Genomic DNA, 17,776 nt, shown 5'->3' on the forward strand with positions numbered 1-17,776 from the left:
CTTATCAATTGAAGTGATTAATCCTTAAGCATCCTGGCGATCATCGCTGCCGCCTCAGCTCTGGTCGTATGGTTTTTCGGCTTGAAGGTATTATCCCCCGGATAGCCGTTGATAATACCGGCTTTAGCACAAGCCTTAATGAACTCCTTCGCCCAGGATGTATCGATGTCTTTAAATGTGGCCTCGGCCTCTGGAAGAGACAGTGTCATGGCTATGATTTTTGCCATTTCCTCTCGGGATATAAAGCGATCGGGTCTAAAGGTGCCGTCTTCTTTGTAGCCTTGAAGAACGCCTTTTTCCACACCGGTCTCGATGTACTCGTACGCGCTGGAAGATTCCGCCACATCTGGGAACGATGTTTTATCCGGGTTCTTTACCTCCCACCCCATGGCAAGCACAAGCATCTTTGCAAACTCGGCTCTCGTTATCTTGCCATTCGGCCTAAACGCGCCATCGGTATAGCCATCGAGAACCTCTTTTAAAAGAAGCTTCTCGACGTAATCTTTATACCACGCGTTGGATGGGACGTCTGACATAGCTAAGATGCCCCGTACGGCAAGGGCGGCTTCTACGGTGTTCGACTTCAGGCTCTCCCACCCGTAGTTGTTAACCGCAATAGCGTAATAGATATAGGTTGTTCCGGTCGTGGCAGAACGGTCTTTGAACTGGACGTCTTTTTGAGGCTCTTCTGTCAAGCGCATTGGCGTGCTGCTTGAGCCCTTCTCGCTGCGATAGATGTGATAGCCCTTGATGTTGGATTCTTTCACCGGATCCCACACCAGATGGATCGCGTCCTCGTTCGATGCGAGCCTCAGGTTGAGCGGGGCTGAAGGAACCGATATCCCGCCGCCCTCACTGCTCCTGGTGGTGGCGCTTATCTCAGCGGACCAATCCGAGACGTTGGCATTCTCATCCTTGGCCCGCACCTGGAAATAATAGGTTGTAGAAGCGCTCAAACCGGTCTTCGTGAACCCGGTTTCATCTCCGCCGGTCGATCCAACGATGGAATAAGTGCCGCCGCTGCCCTGCTTCATTTGAATATCATTGCCGGCGATGCCGCCGGCGTCTGTGGAAGCATCCCAGGCGATGGTGATGCTGGATGTGGTACGGTCAGTCACTTCCAAGCCTGTAGGAACACTAGGCGGGGTGGTGTCCGCCGGAGCAGCTTCCTTGACCCAGACGGTGCTGGTGCCATCGGTATAAGTGCTGTAGCCGTCCTTGGTGGTGGGGGTCGTTATATCCGCTGCAGTCTTTACAACTGTTCCGAACTTAATATAACTTTGGGCGGTAATGATGCCGTCAACGGTTAATGTTCCGCCTGTATTTAAATTTGCACCTGTACTATTACTGCCTGCTGCAGTGACATTGCCGTGAATCGTAACAGTTGCACCACCCCTGGAATGAGCGCCACAACCACTATAATTAGTCGCTGAAACGTTTCCTGTAACTGTAATGTCAGTGCCGGCGTCTTGGGCGTAAACACCATAATTAGCGCCTGAAACATTACCTCCTATGCTAATCTTACTTCCGCCGCTGGCAGACGCAGCCATGTATGAAGCCGATGTTACATCATTTGTCACAGTTATATCACTATTATCTCTGGCATTAACTCCGAAATTCGTACCACTATTGGCATTGGTGACTTTAACGGTTGATTTGTAAGCATACAGCCCCGTTTTACTGCCCGTAACATTGAATGCGCCGGGGTTTGTTATATCGATTACACTGCCGTTTGTAACAGTCAGTCCTATTTCCGCCGTGCTGTCAACCGACAACGTTTTGCCGTTTAAGTCAAAGGTAATTTTTTTATTAGCCACCGTGATGCCGCCGATATAATTGATATCCTGCAATAACTTTATCGTGGTCGCCGTTGCCCCGGCTTCCGGCACCGCGTTCAGCGCGTTGTCCAGCGTTGTATAGCCCGTGCCGTCGATTTCGCAAATGCTGGCCGCCGCTGTAGCATTATACTCGACACCGTTAGGCTGTTTAATAGTCCAGGTTAGATCATCGGTAAACTCTGTCTGGAAGGCATCATCGACAGCTCCAGGGCTGAAAGTAGTGATAGGTTTTCTGGTGTCGGTTGGAGGCAAATCGAAAAAGGAGTTTTCATCCGACACAGAGACTTCAAAGGTATTGTTGTTCTTATAGCCCCAGTTGGCTATGTAAGTACCTGGCGTATCGCCGGGGGAATAACCGTTAAAAATTGGTTCAATTGTCTTATCGATAACTGTTACAGGGATTTCTTTTATCTTACCGCCATAACTAACAGTAATAGTGGCTTTACCGGAGGCTATAGCCAGGGTCCAACCGTTACCATCCTTGTCGGGGTAGTTGGGGTCGGTATGGCTGGCCAGTACCACACCGGTATCACTGCTAACAAATTCAGCGTCACCGGTAACCTCCTTGTTACTGCCTGTATAAAAAGCTGTAACAGAAATCTGGGGCCACTGTCCGGGGGACATGAACATACTGTCAAAGTTGGTGGTAATATAGTTAGGAGCAGGCTCGATGGTTAATTCTTCCTTGACCCAGACGATGCTGGTGCCTTCGGAATAGGTATAATAGCCGGCCTTGGTTGTGGGAATTGTGCGGCTGCCCGCGCTCCCGTCCTTATAAACAAATGCTTCAGTGCTATGATCATAAACCTTTATATAATTTGTCGCCAGGATTGCACCGTCAATCGTAATCTCGCTGTAGGTGGCATACGCGCCCAGGCTGGAGCCGTTTGCCACGACATTGCCTCCAACTTCAATCCTGCCTCCGCGTTCTGCATACACGCCGAATCCGTTCGCCGCAGCGGTTACCGTAACATTGCCGGTAACGACAACAGAGGTGTCGATACCGGAAACAACGCCGTATTGTGTGCCCTGTACATCCCCGTCTATACGAATGCTTCCGTCTATCTCGGCATGCGCACCGTGGCTGTAGGGACCGGTACCGATGGCATCACCGCCGTTGATCGTGATAAGGCTGCCGCTACCGTTGGAATAAGCGCCATACATCACGCCCTGTGCAGTACCGCCATTTACGGTGACGCTTCCGCCATGGCTGGCCCTTGCACCGCTGCTGTCGGAAGCGGTAATACCGGTGGCGTTGCCGTTGACAACAGCCATGCTGCCGGTATTGGCGACGCTGACTCCGTTGTATCCGCCCTGCGCATTGCCATTGACGACAATGCTTCCGCCGTTGATGGCAACTGCGCCATTTCCGCCCTCTGCGGTTGCCGTAGCGTTGGTCACAGTTGCCGAGGCGCTACTGCCGTTGGCGCTCACCCCGCAGGAAGTACCGGTGACGTTGAACGCGCCCGCTCCGGAATAGCCAACGCTCCCGCTCGTTACCTTAAGCCCCTCACCACCGCTATTAGTGACATTCAGATTAAAACCATTCAAGTTAAAAATGATGTTTCTGCCCTCGGTGATGCTGATGCCCTGGTTGTAATTTATATCGGCAAGCAGTTTAATAGTCCTGGTTTCTCCAGCGCCTACCCCTGCCAGCGCAGCATCCAGTTCAGCGACATTGGTGGCGGTATGATCGATACCGGCGTAGACGGGAAAGACGGGTAGGATGCCGGTTAACATGGAGAGAATTGTGATAACTGCAAGTAGCTTGCGGTATCTTACCCTCCCTTTTAACTTACTTCTTCCATTCATTTATGGTCCTCCTTAAAGTTAAAACTACATGGCTTGCAACCCTTAGCTGAGCTAAAAGCCCTTATCTATATGAATCTGCTTAGCGAACCCTCCTTTACAAAACGCTTTGATGCTATTTCGATCCTTCTATTTCTATCTATAAAATACAAAAACCGACCCTTAAAACTTGAGGGTCGGTTTCACTACTAGCTCCAGCATGTCCAAGTGACCACATAGAGACATGCCTTCATTGCTACCCAATCATTTAGTGTGACCTGAATAAGCTGAATCATCCTAAATCATTAGGGCTCAGTTATCTAGGCAAATAGCCATTGACTGCTAGGATATCAAGCTATCGTTAAATAATCGTTAAAAATGATATCTTTGTGCTGCGAGTTTTTGATTTTTTCAAAAATAAGTCCGGCATGTAGTGCTCCATCACATGTTTTATGAATTGTCGTTCTGAACGAAACGAAGAATCTCATACATGCTGCGTTGAGCTGTAGCTTGAGATTCTTCGGTCGCTGTCGCTCCCTTAGAATGACAAGTTCTAATCAATGCATGTGTGATGCTGTAGTAGTTGTGCTGAGGCTTAACGTTATGCATGGCCCGGCCATACATCGGGCACATGTGGACATCTAAGGAGGGTTAGGTAATTAGGGTGGTTGCGGGCAATTCCCGCAGATCAATTTCGACCTGTCGCGCACGAAAGCGATCGTTCATGTGGTTGAATAAGTCTATACTCTGCTTCAAATACCGGGTCGCGGAATCGATGTCTCCCCTCGCTTTTGAAACTAGACCATTAGCCCATGCAACCCAGGCCGGCGTAGAATAACAAGCCTCATCTGCATTCTCTTCAGCCCGGCGAATGCAGATACTTGCGGCCTCCAGTCGCCCCATCCGGGCTAGGGCTAATGCCCGGTAGCTATAAAACGGCGACGTCCACCGGGGCCAGCCTTTGGCGCGCGCGAAGCGTATTCCTACCGCCGCCCATCGCGCCGCTTCTTTGGCCATGCCAAAGCCATGCAACTGCCACACCATTACCACAATTGTTGGTTCAACATAATACGACGGGAGTTGCGAAATATTACCTCTCAGCCACTCCTCTAAAACCTTTACGGACGCCCCAGGGTTCGAATCCGCAAGAACAAGTGAAGTTAATAACCCCAGGTGTCCTGGGCTGTACTTCCCTGCTTCAGGGGGCGGACATAGCGCCACCGCTTCGTCCCGCTCGTTCATGAGGTATAGCGTGAACGATAAATTTGCGCGAGCCACAAATTCGAGCTGCTCGACCTTTGGCGAAGGTGTGACCTTGCCGATTATGGCGAGCGTCTCGCGTAAGAATCGCTCTGCCACCAGCCGCTCTCCCATTAAGTGTGCCAAAAGCGCACGCTCGAAAATAACTCTTTGAATGTCCTGGGCGTCCGTAAAGTAAGTTAAAGACTGAATGGCTTTATCAAATGCCGCCTTTGCCTCCTGCAGACGATGCTGATCTCTAAGCGCTAACCCAAGAATTAAAGAGAGCCTGGCTTCTGATCCCCTGTCGCTAAACGCTTGCGCTAGACCCATACCTTCATGTGCCAAAGTTGCTGCCCTGCCAAAACGTCCGACCTGCCAATTGGCGTCAGCCGCAAGCAACAGCGCCCGACACAGGTCAGACGGTTGTTCGCCTTCACGATAATACACAAGTGCCGGCTCGATATATGCGAGTGCTTTACCGGGTTTGGGTTCCACCGGCGTAAACAAAAGAGCACCGCTTATAATCAGCCGGGTCTGCGCCTCGCCCTTTCTATCCCCGTGTCGCTTATATATAGATAACGCTTTCTCAAGCGCTTTCATACCTTCGTCGATATCGCCCTGCAGGGCCTTATCCTCACCATATACCAGAAGAAAGCTGGCATTGCGTAGCGGATCATCTGAGAGGCGCTCGGTTTTATGAGACTTAAGCTCTTGCCGATGGAGCTCGTTGTGCCGACTACCGCCAGTTGATCTAGTAGAATAATCGTTTAGATCTGGGCCTATCTTCTTATATAAGCTTATTGTCTTTTCACTCGGGGGGATACCCAGCTCCACATCTAGTATCTGCCGGCAGCTTTCAAATTGTTCCGCTATGCGGGTCGGTTGGTCTATAGCGGCATAGAGACGCATTAGGGACCGGTGCGCCCTCTCATCCAACGGATCTATGGCAAGCCAACGATGAGCATACGAGACGGCTACCTGATTCAGACCTGAAACAGCAAGACGTTGGACCAGTTCTCGCAGTACCCCGGCATGGATATCGGAGAGGCGCCTGCGTTCAGCCAAACACCAATCCTCGTTCATGTCCTCAAGAAAGTCTCCCCGGTAAATGCCGGCCGCCGCCACCAGAGACTTGATATCCGGTGTATCCCCATGAACCTCTTCCATGGCCCGAGCTTCGAAGATCGACGCGTCGGAGCTAAAATCCCGCTTTAAAGGGACACGCACCGCATCCCTGTGTATCTCCAAGACATCCTGCGGAGCACCACCCTTATTAAGGGCTTGCCTTAAGTGATGGAGTGCGGTGCGCAGGCTGCCCGCCGCCCTTTGCTCATCGACGTCACCCCAAAACATACCGCGCAGCGCATCGCGCCTGACCCATTCACCTTGCTTCCAGAAGACATATGCAGCGAGTTGGCGTACCTTCCCGGCAGGAATCGTAACTTCGCCATCCTGAGTTAATATGGCAAACTTTCCTAGCATCTGAACTTTAACCATAGATTTATTCCTTAATAAGTAAGGCTGCGGTATATCGCTACCTCAAAAGAAGAATATATATCGTTTGGCATGCGTTTGTTTAACAATTATAGTATGATCAAATCTTACTAACAAGATAAGCGGCACAAATTCACAATTTGAACCGGTAACCGGATACTTCAGAAAGCCAGAGGTCCTTCGCCTATTGTCTTATTTTTTTACAAAAGCTAGTATAAAATTAAAGCTTTTGTATACATAAGGAAACGCTTTCTTAAGTAAAACTTACGCATAATTCTCCATCATAAAGACAGAAGAGGTAAAGAGATGAATGGTCAGCAGCTACTGGAAAGAATCACTATCAACCCCGACCTTATGGTTGGCAAGCCAACCATAAGGGGTTTAAGAATTACTGTTGAGCAAATCTTAAAAGCACTAGCTAGTGGAATTTCCACTCAGGAATTACTTGACGACTATCCTGAATTAGAGCCTGAAGATATTAAAGCTGTTTTACTCTACGCTGCTGAGCTAGTAACCGAGGAGCAAGTTTTTGAAATTGGCAAAGGCGCTTAAGGATGCAGTACAAAAACTTAAAGTTTTTAGTGGATGTGGGAGTAGGTAAAAGGTTAGAAGAATGGCTTAAAGATCAGGGGTACGACTTAAAAAGCATAAGAGATATAGACCCTCGTATGCTCGACAAAGAAATACTGAAAGTGGCTGTCTTTGAAAACCGCATGGTTATTACGATGGACAAGGACTTTGGGGAGCTAGTTTTTAATTCCAGGTTGCCTCACGGAGGGGTTTTGCTGTTAAGGCTTGAAGATGCGAAATCCGACGAAAAAATCGAAATTATGAATAAGATATTAGACGAGCACTCAGATAAACTTCTAAACAAGTTTTGCGTTTATAAAAATGGGAGGTTGAGGATTAGAAAGTAAACGGTAATAGCTCTAATATTCAATGAAAAAGACTTCCGGGCTTTGTTGTGCGATATCCGTAGAAACGTCCCCTAGGCCGGAATCTTTACCGGACAGTAGTGACTAAGACCAGAAGTTCTGGCATTTCTAACAGGGCTTCTAGTTTCGGTGTGGAGGATAACGGGCTCGAACCGATGACCTCCTGCGTGCAAGGCAGGCGCTCTACCGACCGTTTCTGAACTGCGCCTCCCTCGTTGAAGCTAGGGGCGAAGTCTCATTTGTTGATTTTGAAAGATACGTCTAAATTAGTGGCTTACTTCAATTCGATTCAAGTGGTTGGTAAATTGGGCGAGTTCATTGCTAAAAGTGCGTGTTCCATAGGCCTTTGCTTGTTCAATAAGAACTTTATCAATAACACCAGCTATCACTCTCCGATTACTTCCCTAGCTAAGTTTTTAGATTAAGACAATAGTGACGGCAGACTCATCATGCGCATATATTAATGACACGATGACGGGACACTAAGAATTAGTTTTAGCTGTTCGAGGAGGCTGTCGAGGTCTGACCCCGACATTCAATCTTTCAAGACCGGTACCTGGGTTGGAATCGTTTTTATATGCCGATCGGCGGCCACGACTGTCGGATGATCTCAATTTTGTCATAACGAATTCAATTTATGTTTAAATATTGTCCACATGGTTACGATATTAATCATATGGACAATATTATAGCCATAAGTTATGATTGTTGCGGAGGCATCCTTTGAAAATAAATCGACCGTTAGATCAATTGTTTACAAATGAGGCAAGAATTCAGATTCTTAGAACGCTTTTTAAGTTCCCCGGTGAATTTACAGGTAGGCATATCTCTAGGTTAAGCAGCCTTCCCCATGCTACCTCCAGGCTAAACTTAAAAGCGCTTGAAGGTAGCGATATTCTTACTGTGAAACACGTTGGAAGAAGCAATCTTTATTCTTTAAACAAGAACAATATCTTATATCAACCGTTAGCTGCTTTATTCGAAGCTGAACAATCGGTAATGCGAGAACTTGAGGGTAGATTAACTCATGCGTTACGGGATAACCAGGACATAAGCAATAAACTAATCCATGCATCCCTCTATGGAAGCATAGTTAAAGAAGATGAGAGCCCTGATAGCGATATCGATCTATTTCTTCTATTCAAGGATGACATCGATAAATCAAAACTCGATGAGTTATTGGATCCCGTGAGAGAAGAAGTAAGTAAGCATTTTGGTAACCATCTTCACATAATGAGTTTTTACTGCAACAGGCGCAAAAACTGCGATGAGCTATTGAGTCTAAATCTCGTAAAAGAAGTAGCTCATTATGGTAAGAAACTTTACGGAGAAGACCTTGAGGAGGTTCTAGATCTTTGGCAAAAGGAGCAAAGACAGCGGCGACACATCCGGGCGAAGAAAAACTCTTCATAAATAAAGCAAGAAGGTTTCTTGAAGGCGCCAGAGAACTGCTCAAACAAAACAATCATGAAGGTGCCGCCGTGCTCGCAGTTCACTCCACAATTTCGAGTTGCGATGCGCTTACGGCAAAATTCCTTAGCTGCAGACATAAAGGCGAAAATCATGCTACGGTTGTAAACCTCCTTAAGACATTGCCCCTAAAAGACGTCACCGAGTTGGATACCAAAATCAAACAAATCACTGAGATCTTAACGAAGAAGACTCAGGCGGAATATGAAAGTAAGCCAATTAGGAAAGATGGTGTAGAAACGATGGTCGCCCAGGCATCCCGAATATATAGATGGGCTAAAGGCTTGGTAAGGTAAATCCCTTGAGCAAATACTAAGTATAATCACGCCACCCCCTGCCCTTGTTTTATGAAATGTAGGCTTTCGTTTTGCAAGCTTAGAATTATTTTCAGCACTGAAAAGTTCACGCTAAAATCCAAACTACCCCTTCGCGGATGTATATCGCTTATGCTGCCTCGTGCGGATTGGCCGTCAGGGATTTCTCCGGCGTGATGGTGAAGTCAACACCAAGCGCTGTTGCCAGTCTGAAAAGAGTGTCAAGTGTTGGCATCTGATTTCCACTTTCAAGCCTTGCTATCGCCGATTGGGTTGTTCCCATGCGCTCGGCGAGTTCCTCCTGAGTCAGTACGGCAGCAAGCCTTGCACCTATCATCGCTCGGCGAAACTTATATTGGGGTTTAAGCTCCTCGCGTGCTTCCCTAAACTCAGGGTCCCGGGCCTCCCTTTCGGCAATGTAATCTTTATGTTTCACTTTCCATCCTTTCCCTGTAGTCATTCATTCTTCGTAGGGCTGTTTCAATCTCAACTGGCGGCGTCTTTACTGTCTTCTTGGTGAAGGCGTGTAATAACACCAGGCGTTTCTCCGACGCGGCGAAGTAAAAAACCCTGTGCTGTGTCCGCCCGGTGGCGCGCAGCTCCCACAGTTTACCGCGAATGCTTCTAATGTGGGCGCCCCTAGTCCCAAGCCAAACGACTCTAAAAGGTCGAGGTCGTAAGTTATGCGAGTAGCTTCTTTAGTTTCGAGGGCGCCAAGGTACTCCACAACAGGGCACCTTCCGTTTGCGGTTTCGTAATAGATCAGGCACCACTGATTCACAGGTACAATATAGCATAGGTGCTATATATTGTCACCTAAAAAGCGGGCTATTTCTATTAAGATAAGCCCAAAACTGTTTAAAAACAGGCTCCTTTATATGCTGATATTCTATTCAGTTATCCACCGCCAAATTAGGCAGAAACTCTGTGCTTTTACAAACTTTCAAGACCGGTGCCTGGATTTAGGCGGTTTCTTTATCGATTTGCTGATATGTAACATCCGGCAAATGTGCTGTTTTTTTGGCATGTTCAATCGTCATACTGACCGTGTTGCCGTCAGCATCAAGGTCAATATAGAGTCTGAGATTTCTCTCGTTTCCTCAATCGGATTGTCTGAAAATTCTACAAGAGCCGTGTCGGTATCACTGAAATACTTAATTTTCATCGTTGTCCTCCTCCTCCTCAAACCCTCGACATTCACTTTACCGGTAGACATCTTTACGATGGCTAATTTTAACTATCCAAACCATATGATCGTTGTCCGCAACTGAATAGACGACACGATATCGTCCTTGCCGTATACGATATCTATCTTGACCGGTCAGCTTTTCGCAACCGGTAGGTCGTGGCTCTTCGGCCGGCATTTCAATGCGTTTTAGAATCTTCTTAATATCTTTTTTCGGTATCTGGGTGAAGTCTTTTTCGACAGATACTTTAAAGTAAATTCTATAGACGGCCATTTTCTTTTAATCTCTTAACCATTTCATCATAGCTGATCGAAGGCTCTTTGATCCTTTCTTCAAACGCTGCGATATCTTCGGCATCCTCACTAAGCGCCTCCCTAACGGCATCATTAACAATCTCCGATACCGACCGGAATGTTTCAACCGCTTTTAACTTTAGCGCTTTATGAAGTTCGGGATCTAAATATATAGTTGCTCGTTTTGTTCGGGTAGTCATAACGTCACCTCCTGGTTCTATATCATAAATCATAGCGCTATGACGTTATGACATCAAGGTTAATTTAGGGGACGAGCCCTGGCGCGTCTAGACGTGGTTTACAAGGCATGGTTTTACTTTAATACTTAAGACCCCATGATCTAAGAATAATCCCTTTGAGAGAGAAGTGTTAAACTCCTTCAATGACCGCTCTCAAGTCCTTGGCCGGTAACGTAAAGACATTGTTTCCGATCGGATATGATTCTTCCCCCGGATAAACGACAAACCCCTTCCCGCAAGATAGATCGTCGCACGCAATCCAGAACCCTTTTGAAACCTTTGGGCTTGCGGAATATTTTACTTCCACCGCAACAGGTCTATTTCCAGCATCAAGCAGCAATAAGTCAATTTCCGCGCCCGCGCTCGTGCGATAAAAAAATGCCCGCCAATTCTTTGGTATAAGCCCGATTATTTGCTCGACGATAAACCCCTCCCAAGAGCTGCCCAGTCCCGGATGACCCTGCAGGTCCTCAAATGTCCTGATTCCTAACAATGCATGAAGCAATCCCGAATCACGGATAAATACTTTCGGTGATTTTATCAACCTCTTCTTGGTATTGAAATGAGCCAGATAGCTTTCGGGATACCCACCCCTCAACCAGAGTTTTTGAATGCTGTCGTACCCTGTCTCTTCCATTGTAAACGGCGTCAACTCATGATAGATTATCCTGCCGGCCAAGCTTTCCGAGGCTTGTTTTATTAATGCGGGAGAGGCTGAGCCGAGTATAAGAAATCGCCCTCCTGCTCTCTTTTGGTCCACCAATGCCCGCAGAAGTGGGAAGAGTGACGGCATGCGTTGGATTTCATCGATGATGTAATATGAAATATCGGCTTTCATTTTGCAAGCTTAGAATTATTTTCAGCACTGAAAAGTTCACGATTACAGAAACGTATTATTCACATTTAATTAAGAGAAAATACGCCGGGACATAAGAGAGCGCCTCGGGTGAGGCGCTCTCTTGTCGTTCTTTTCTAATCAAGGTGTGAAGCTTGCGCTGCAAACTCGATTATTTGGTTGGATTATTTGTTAACCCAGACCGATACCATCTTGCTGGCCTCCGCGCGAGTTGCATGTGCGTTTGGCTTGAAGGTACCATCCGCGTAACCGCCGACAACACCTTGGTTTGCCGCGGTCAGAATATAGTCTTTCGCCCAATGGCTAGCTATATCACTGAAGCCCGCGCCCGAGGTATTGATTGTAAATCCAGCCGCAACAACAACGATCTTCGCGATTTCAGCGCGTGTGATCATCGCATTTGGCCTAAAGGTACCATCAGCGTAGCCGCCGATGATGCCTGCTGCCTTGGCAGCCTCGATGTAGCCCGCTGCCCAGTGGCCTGAGGTATCGCTAAAGGATGAGCCGGTTTTTGTACCAAGGCCCTTAGCCACAACAGCTATCTTCGCGAACTCCGCGCGCGTGATGTGACCACTCGGCTTGAAGGAGCCATCAGCGTAACCGGCGAGAATGCCCTTGGCTACGAGGTTTTCGATGAAGCTGAACGCCCAGTGTGTCGATAGAACGTCAGCGAACTTCGGGGCGACAACGCCGATGAAGCCGTTTGCGACCGTTGCGAGCCTGGTCGCGTTAGCAAAGCCGGTGTCGGTTGCGATGTAACGAACGTCGAGAACGATGTCGCCTGAAGCGCCCTTAGCACTGATATCGTAATTGATACCGCTGATCTTGATAGTGCTTGCGGTACCGCTCTTTGTGGTAACCGGGATCTTGATCGTGAATTTCTCGGCTGTCGCCGTTGTGCTTACGGTGCTCGCCGCGACAACGGTGCCGACAACTAGGTCGCCGCTTGTAACCTTAACGGTCGGAAGCGCGCCGAAGATGATTGCGTTGTCGGTGGTGTTCTGACCGAAGATGGTTAGATAAATAACACCGCTTGTAGCAAGGCTTCCAGCAGCGGCCTCGGTGATGGTGATGTCGCCGGCCGCCTGGTTCGGTGTGTTGACCTTCATTGCAGGCTTGCTTGCGGCTGCGACAGTTGCGATAGAGGTGGTGCCAAGTGTTGCGATTGTAACAGTCTTGGTGCCGCTAATACCGCCGCCGCTTACATCGGCCTGAATATCCCCGGTTGCGCCGGCCGGAATGTTGATCATCAGACCGCTGATGGTGATAACGCCGGCGCTAGAACTCTGGGCGTTAATCGTCCAGGTTGCCTCAGTAAAATCAGGGCTGAGTGAACCTGCCGTTGAGCTTGTTGTGTTGCTACCGACAGCGAATGTAATGCCGCCGGTTGCCGCAGCGGTCGGAGCCGACTGGAAGGTTCCGGTTTTTAGCTTTACTTTCAGTATGTTAGTGCCTGAAGAGGCCGAGAACGATTTTGCCTGGCTCTCAGTTAGTGTGATAGGTCCGGCTGCCTTGCCATTACCGGTTGTAACACTGGTCGCTGTTGCGGCGGCTGCGATCGTGCCGGAAACATCGAGTTTGGCAACGGCGACCGATGTCGGGTTGATAGGCGCCGGGCCTGTGCTCGTTACCGCGACTTTAATATCGCCGGTTGCCGCGGTGTTTGAAACGTCGAGCTTCAATGCGCCGAACTCGATTGTGCTGGCCTCGGTGCTCGCCTTGTTTACGGTAACCTCGAGTGCTTTACCGCTGTCGACTATCGTCATGGTCCCGAGTTCTAGGCTCGTGCCCGCCGTACTGGTGGTAACGGTGGTTATCGCAACCTGAGTCCAGGTTACACCGGCGTTCTCGATGCTGAGCTTGATTTTGTTGCCACCCTGGAACTGCGCCGCCGCGCTCTCTGTAAGCTTGATGCCGGCTACCGAGAGGCTGTTGCCGGTTGCGCTCAGCGACGTCTTGTCGCCGACGCGCGCTACCGCAACACCGTGCACGATCGTCGCGTTGCTATATGTGTTGGTTTCGGAACCTATAGCAACTTCAAACTTGACATCGCCGGTTGGCGTAGTAGCAAGTACAGCGTAGTTGATGTTGGTAAAGTCAATCTTGTCGGTCTTCGCACTATCGCCGTTAATCTTGAACTGCAGAGTATGCGAATTGATAAGCTGAATGCTCTTTGCGCCCGAGCCGCTAACTGACGGGATATTCGCAAAGGTGACGTTGCCAGTGGTGCCATTGCGATCCTTGAGTGTGACGGTGACCGTTGTATCGGCTACCGGAAACTCGGTTGTAAATGTTTCCTCAACCGTTACGTTGGCGGCTGCCCCACTTATTGCCCCGATTGCGACATTAGGCTTTGCGGGTACAGGGTTAACCTTATGGGCGAACGCCGCTACCGGAACCATTGTCAAGATCATCGCGACAACGAGTGTCATGGCAACAATTCTGTTTCTTCCTTTAATCATTAAAGCACCTTCCCTTCGAATTACATTGTTTAACATGTTTGTCTTAATATGTTCCACCTCCCCTCGCGACGGAATAAAATTATAAAGGCAATCCCATACAAGGTCTTGCCTTACACTTATTTAGACGACAGACAACCAAAATAGTTACGGTCTGTCCAATAATTAACGTAAAAACTTTTCTGCATACCCGAGAAACGCGGCGTGCCCGTCTTACTCATCGGGTGCGCTATCATCCTCGGTTTCCGCGATGGTCAGCGCCCGCGCTTCGCTCCTGTTTATATTCCCGGCCTTGTCCCGCGCCACGACAATCCATGTCCACGCGCCGGGCCTTAAATCCCTATCCATGAGATAGAAGCCATTGGTGATGCCGGCGATTTCGCGCGTCGAGCCGTCGAGGCTCAGGTATAGGTCGCTAGATTCGATGTCTTGGTCGGCCCCCCAGACAAACCTTGGCCGCGAGACGGCCGTCTCGATATTGGCCGGAGGCTCGATTAGTTTTATCGCGGGAGCTACGGTGTCTACTACGACTTTGGCTTTCTTATTCGCCGCCTGCCCGCCGCCACCCGAGACCTTAACGGAGTATTCACCGTCCGCGACTATGTTGCCGTCGATATCCTTGCCGTCCCAGACAAACTCCAGATTTCGTCCCGCTGTCTGCTCGGCGATTGTCGCGACCGGCACCGCGCCCCTGTACAGCTCGACCTTGAACTTGTCGGCCGCCGCCCCGCTTACGGTCACGGTTATCGAGTCTTTTGCGCCGTCCGCGTTCGGGCTGATGTATTTATCAGAAATATCGAGGCCCTCCACGGTGAACGGGGCGAGTGACGCCGACGCCTTGCTGCTCGACGAGCCCGCCGTCGCTTTCTCGACCAACCTCTTGACACTCGCCGTCATCATCGGCGTCTCGGCGCTTGCGGTGTTCTCATCATCGCCGGCGCTGTTCTTTGTTAGTCCGGCCGCCTTTGTCTCAGGTATCGCCTCGCTAACGCCATCGGCGTCCGCGGCGTCCGCGAGTTTCTTTGCCGTCCGCTCTCTGGCGGCGCTATCTATAGAGTCTATCTCGCCGGTAAGCTTGTCTTTCTCGACCGGCGGCACTACTTTCACTACCTTACCCGCTTCTTCAAGGCTTTCTTTCGCCTCTCGCGAGATGTCGGCGACTTGGGCGTCTTTACCCGATTTCGCCATACTTTTGGCCTCGTCTATCCTTCTCTGGGCAAAATCATAGTGGAGTTTCGCCTTGCCTTCGGGGTTGAGCGCAAGGGCTAGTTGAATTTTTTCCGCCGTCCGTTTGGCGGCGTAGAGCGGTGAGCCCGGCATGCTGTCGCCGGATGCGTAGACCAAACCGCCCGCCGCTATAACTATCGCCGCCGCGGCAGCCGCGGAGCTAAGAATAGCCTTGCGGAAGAAACTATTTATAACAAAGAGATTGGATTTAGTAGTTTGCGGCTCGCGCACTCTCGCCCTCGGTGTAGCGGGCACGCCGTTTTCGATTGCGGAGAGAAACTCGGCGCGCGCGGTCTTCGCGTATAGTTTCGATGGGCGCAATTCGGGATAACCGGGGTAGGCGGACTTGAGCGTGGCCGCCGCCTCCAGCAGCTCTTTTAGTTCGCGGCGCTGGTTGGGGTAGAGCTTCAGGCAATCTTCTATCGAAGCGCCCGAGTTCAACAGCTTTATGCTGTAGTCGAGCGCGTTCTCCAGTTTTTTGTTGTTCGCGTTTGCCTTTTCCACTCTGTATCCCTTGTTCTTATAGTTATAGCCTCAGCCTCGTAGCTCAGCCCTTTAGGGCTGACGGTCAGGGCTAAAGCCCTGAGCTACGTTTACTGAGCTACGTTTAACCGTAAAACCTCATCTTACGCCTTCTTTACCGGCTCGGTCTTGCCGATAATCGCCGCCGGCTCGACCCGCTCTTCAAGGCGCCGGTTAGACTCGAAATACCTCTTTATCGAGGCGAGCGCCCGCACCTGAAGCGACTTTATCGAACCTTCGGTCTTATCGAGCACCCGCGCGACCTGGGCGTTTGAAAGGCCCATCGTAAACTTGAGTAACAGCACCTGCTGCTGTTCATCGGTAAGCTTGCCGACGGCTTTCTTGACCTCTTCGGCATCGAGCGCGGCGATGACCGTGTGCTCAAGATCGGATTTATTGCGCCTGTCAAAGAGAAGTTCCTCGATTTCTTCATCGAGTGAGATGTGCGTCTGCCTCGACTTCGACCTCAAGTAGTCGAAGGTCGTGTTCTTGGCGATTCGCAAGAGCCAAGGGTAGAACGAATCTCCCCCTTCCCTGAAATCAGGGACGGCCGTAAGCATCTTCAAGAACGTCTCGGATGTTAAATCCTCGGCGACAGCCCGGTTGTTCACTTGATAATAGACATACCGGAACACATGTGGAAGGAAGTCGTCATAGAGTGTGGCGAGAGCGTCCCCGTCCAACTGTTTGGCGTTCATCACCAGCACATCGAGGTTTTTAAGGTTACTCATAACCTCTCCTATACCCGATGCTCGCCGCTGGAAAACTTACCCTTCCAAAACGAATAGACGAAGAAGCAGCGGAAAAGATACTGCTCTTTATGAAAAAAGATAACAAATTTTCCCTGGGTGTCACGAAAGCCCCTCCGTGTCGTAGAACTTGCCGCTAATAATCGCTCGACGATTTCTGGTATGAATGTTTCTTCCGCCCACCTGTCGCAGCATGGACCGCACTGGCTTTCCGGACTATTTACAGTTACTTTGATTGACTTTATTCGACTTCGATTGCTCAAAATCCTATGCCCTTGCGAGCGTATGTCGCATAAGGCGCACAGTAAAACATTCTACCTTAAAAGCGTCTTTTACAAAAGCGATTTCACGTAAATTTAACTTTGTGATATATTAGAATAGCGTGTACGGCAACGATAGTAAAGGGGTCACTGATAAAAACTTCCCGCACATAAAGAGCGGTATCTTCTGGGCGAACAGCGCGGGTTCGGTTAAGCCCCAGGGCAGCTTAACCGGCCTTCCCTTTTAACCCCTTGATATCCGCGTCCTGCTTGTCCTGCCGGTCAACGACCGCGTCGAGCTTTTGATTAACGCGCTCAAATTCATCGCTATGGTCATCAAGTATGTTTTCGATACGGCTTAAACGGTAGCTGTGGTTTTCCTGCCGGACTTCGATTTTGGCAAGCCTGTTGCCGTGGTCTTGCAGCGTATCCTTTATGACTGCGACGTCCTCACGTATTGCGTCGATACCCTCTTGGACGCGAGCGAAATAAGGCAGAATGACTGCTTCAAAACCCTGGTTGACGATGTTGATGATTTCTTTTCTGTCATCTGAATTCATCGGCTCACTCCAATGCCTAAATCTATTTCTATGCCTGCTTGTCCTGCTCGTCGACGACTGTGTTTAGCTTGTGCTCGATGTCGACCAAGCATTTTCCGTTGTCGTCAAGTTGATCTTCACTGCAATCAAACTGTGTAATGCGGTCTAAAATCCTATGAATATCGACTATTGTCGGCAATACTATGCGCTCAAAGCTCTGCTTAAATAATTCCAAAAACTCTTTCTTATCTTCCGGGCTCATGCCGCTCTCCTTCGTTGAACGATATTAAGATAATGCCCCAAAAACTATCCACATTGCAAGATATATTTGCATATTTATGCTTTTGATATTTTTATTATTTTT

16 protein-coding genes, 1 pseudogene and 1 riboswitch are annotated in these 17,776 nt (G+C 49.3%); of the genes and pseudogenes, 4 read left to right on the forward strand and 13 right to left on the reverse strand.

The annotated features are described in order from the left end of the window. Window positions 1-17: 17 nt before the first annotated feature. Together KGZ93_00140 and KGZ93_00145 are read right to left on the reverse strand one after the other, a co-directional pair. Window positions 18-3,650, reverse strand: a complete 3,633-nt coding sequence (locus tag KGZ93_00140; GenBank protein ID MBS3908034.1) for an S-layer homology domain-containing protein — start codon at window positions 3,648-3,650, stop codon at window positions 18-20. A 162-nt stretch (window positions 3,651-3,812) separates the two neighbouring features. After that, window positions 3,813-3,896: riboswitch (cyclic di-GMP riboswitch) on the reverse strand. A gap of 381 nt (window positions 3,897-4,277) precedes the next feature. Continuing rightward, window positions 4,278-6,365, reverse strand: coding sequence for a hypothetical protein (locus KGZ93_00145; GenBank protein ID MBS3908035.1), 2,088 nt, complete (start codon window positions 6,363-6,365; stop codon window positions 4,278-4,280). Window positions 6,366-6,668: 303 nt separating this feature from the next. On the opposite strand from KGZ93_00145, the gene KGZ93_00150 reads away from it, so the two are divergent. The 4 genes from KGZ93_00150 to KGZ93_00165 all read left to right on the forward strand — a co-directional run bounded on the left by KGZ93_00150 (window position 6,669) and on the right by KGZ93_00165 (window position 9,063). Next, window positions 6,669-6,914 carry a DUF433 domain-containing protein gene (locus KGZ93_00150; GenBank protein ID MBS3908036.1) on the forward strand — a complete coding sequence of 82 codons (246 nt, stop codon included), beginning with the start codon at window positions 6,669-6,671 and terminating at the stop codon, window positions 6,912-6,914. Window positions 6,915-6,916: 2 nt separating this feature from the next. After that, the gene (locus tag KGZ93_00155) at window positions 6,917-7,279 is read left to right on the forward strand and encodes a DUF5615 family PIN-like protein (GenBank protein ID MBS3908037.1); all 363 of its coding nucleotides are present in this window, start codon (window positions 6,917-6,919) and stop codon (window positions 7,277-7,279) included. Between the two features lie 741 nt (window positions 7,280-8,020). Further along, window positions 8,021-8,710, forward strand: coding sequence for a nucleotidyltransferase domain-containing protein (locus KGZ93_00160; GenBank protein ID MBS3908038.1), 690 nt, complete (start codon window positions 8,021-8,023; stop codon window positions 8,708-8,710). After that, window positions 8,653-9,063 (forward strand): HEPN domain-containing protein, encoded by a 411-nt coding sequence (locus KGZ93_00165; GenBank protein MBS3908039.1) that lies wholly within the window; start codon window positions 8,653-8,655, stop codon window positions 9,061-9,063. Before KGZ93_00160 ends, KGZ93_00165 begins: the two co-directional genes overlap by 58 nt. 148 nt (window positions 9,064-9,211) lie before the next feature. Here KGZ93_00165 and KGZ93_00170 read toward each other — a convergent pair whose 3' ends face one another. The 11 genes and pseudogenes from KGZ93_00170 to KGZ93_00220 all read right to left on the reverse strand — a co-directional run bounded on the left by KGZ93_00170 (window position 9,212) and on the right by KGZ93_00220 (window position 17,674). Further along, on the reverse strand, window positions 9,212-9,541 hold the full coding sequence (locus tag KGZ93_00170; protein ID MBS3908040.1) for a helix-turn-helix transcriptional regulator: 330 nt from the start codon (window positions 9,539-9,541) through the stop codon (window positions 9,212-9,214). Further along, window positions 9,507-9,710 (reverse strand): type II toxin-antitoxin system RelE/ParE family toxin, encoded by a 204-nt coding sequence (locus KGZ93_00175; protein ID MBS3908041.1) that lies wholly within the window; start codon window positions 9,708-9,710, stop codon window positions 9,507-9,509. Before KGZ93_00175 ends, KGZ93_00170 begins: the two co-directional genes overlap by 35 nt. Window positions 9,711-10,043: 333 nt before the next feature. Then, window positions 10,044-10,246, reverse strand: a pseudogene (locus KGZ93_00180) (DUF2283 domain-containing protein). Window positions 10,247-10,283: 37 nt separating this feature from the next. Continuing rightward, complete coding sequence (locus KGZ93_00185) at window positions 10,284-10,541, reverse strand: type II toxin-antitoxin system RelE/ParE family toxin (GenBank protein ID MBS3908042.1); 258 nt, start codon at window positions 10,539-10,541, stop codon at window positions 10,284-10,286. Continuing rightward, window positions 10,528-10,761 carry a CopG family transcriptional regulator gene (locus tag KGZ93_00190; protein ID MBS3908043.1) on the reverse strand — a complete coding sequence of 78 codons (234 nt, stop codon included), beginning with the start codon at window positions 10,759-10,761 and terminating at the stop codon, window positions 10,528-10,530. Before KGZ93_00190 ends, KGZ93_00185 begins: the two co-directional genes overlap by 14 nt. 169 nt (window positions 10,762-10,930) lie before the next feature. Continuing rightward, a complete protein-coding gene (locus tag KGZ93_00195; protein ID MBS3908044.1) occupies window positions 10,931-11,638 on the reverse strand; it encodes an ATP-binding protein in 708 nt (235 codons plus the stop codon). Between the two features lie 182 nt (window positions 11,639-11,820). Next, on the reverse strand, window positions 11,821-14,118 hold the full coding sequence (locus tag KGZ93_00200; GenBank protein MBS3908045.1) for an S-layer homology domain-containing protein: 2,298 nt from the start codon (window positions 14,116-14,118) through the stop codon (window positions 11,821-11,823). Window positions 14,119-14,328: 210 nt separating this feature from the next. After that, window positions 14,329-15,846 carry a hypothetical protein gene (locus tag KGZ93_00205; GenBank protein MBS3908046.1) on the reverse strand — a complete coding sequence of 506 codons (1,518 nt, stop codon included), beginning with the start codon at window positions 15,844-15,846 and terminating at the stop codon, window positions 14,329-14,331. A 122-nt stretch (window positions 15,847-15,968) separates the two neighbouring features. Continuing rightward, window positions 15,969-16,595: a sigma-70 family RNA polymerase sigma factor gene (locus tag KGZ93_00210; GenBank protein MBS3908047.1), complete on the reverse strand. Its 627-nt coding sequence runs from the start codon at window positions 16,593-16,595 to the stop codon at window positions 15,969-15,971. 505 nt (window positions 16,596-17,100) lie between these two features. Continuing rightward, a complete protein-coding gene (locus KGZ93_00215) occupies window positions 17,101-17,433 on the reverse strand; it encodes a hypothetical protein (GenBank protein ID MBS3908048.1) in 333 nt (110 codons plus the stop codon). Window positions 17,434-17,461: 28 nt separating this feature from the next. After that, the gene (locus tag KGZ93_00220) at window positions 17,462-17,674 is read right to left on the reverse strand and encodes a hypothetical protein (GenBank protein ID MBS3908049.1); all 213 of its coding nucleotides are present in this window, start codon (window positions 17,672-17,674) and stop codon (window positions 17,462-17,464) included. Window positions 17,675-17,776: the final 102 nt, after the last annotated feature.

This window comes from Actinomycetota bacterium (genome assembly GCA_018333515.1).
Taxonomy (GTDB): Bacteria; Actinomycetota; Aquicultoria; order Aquicultorales; family Aquicultoraceae; genus Aquicultor.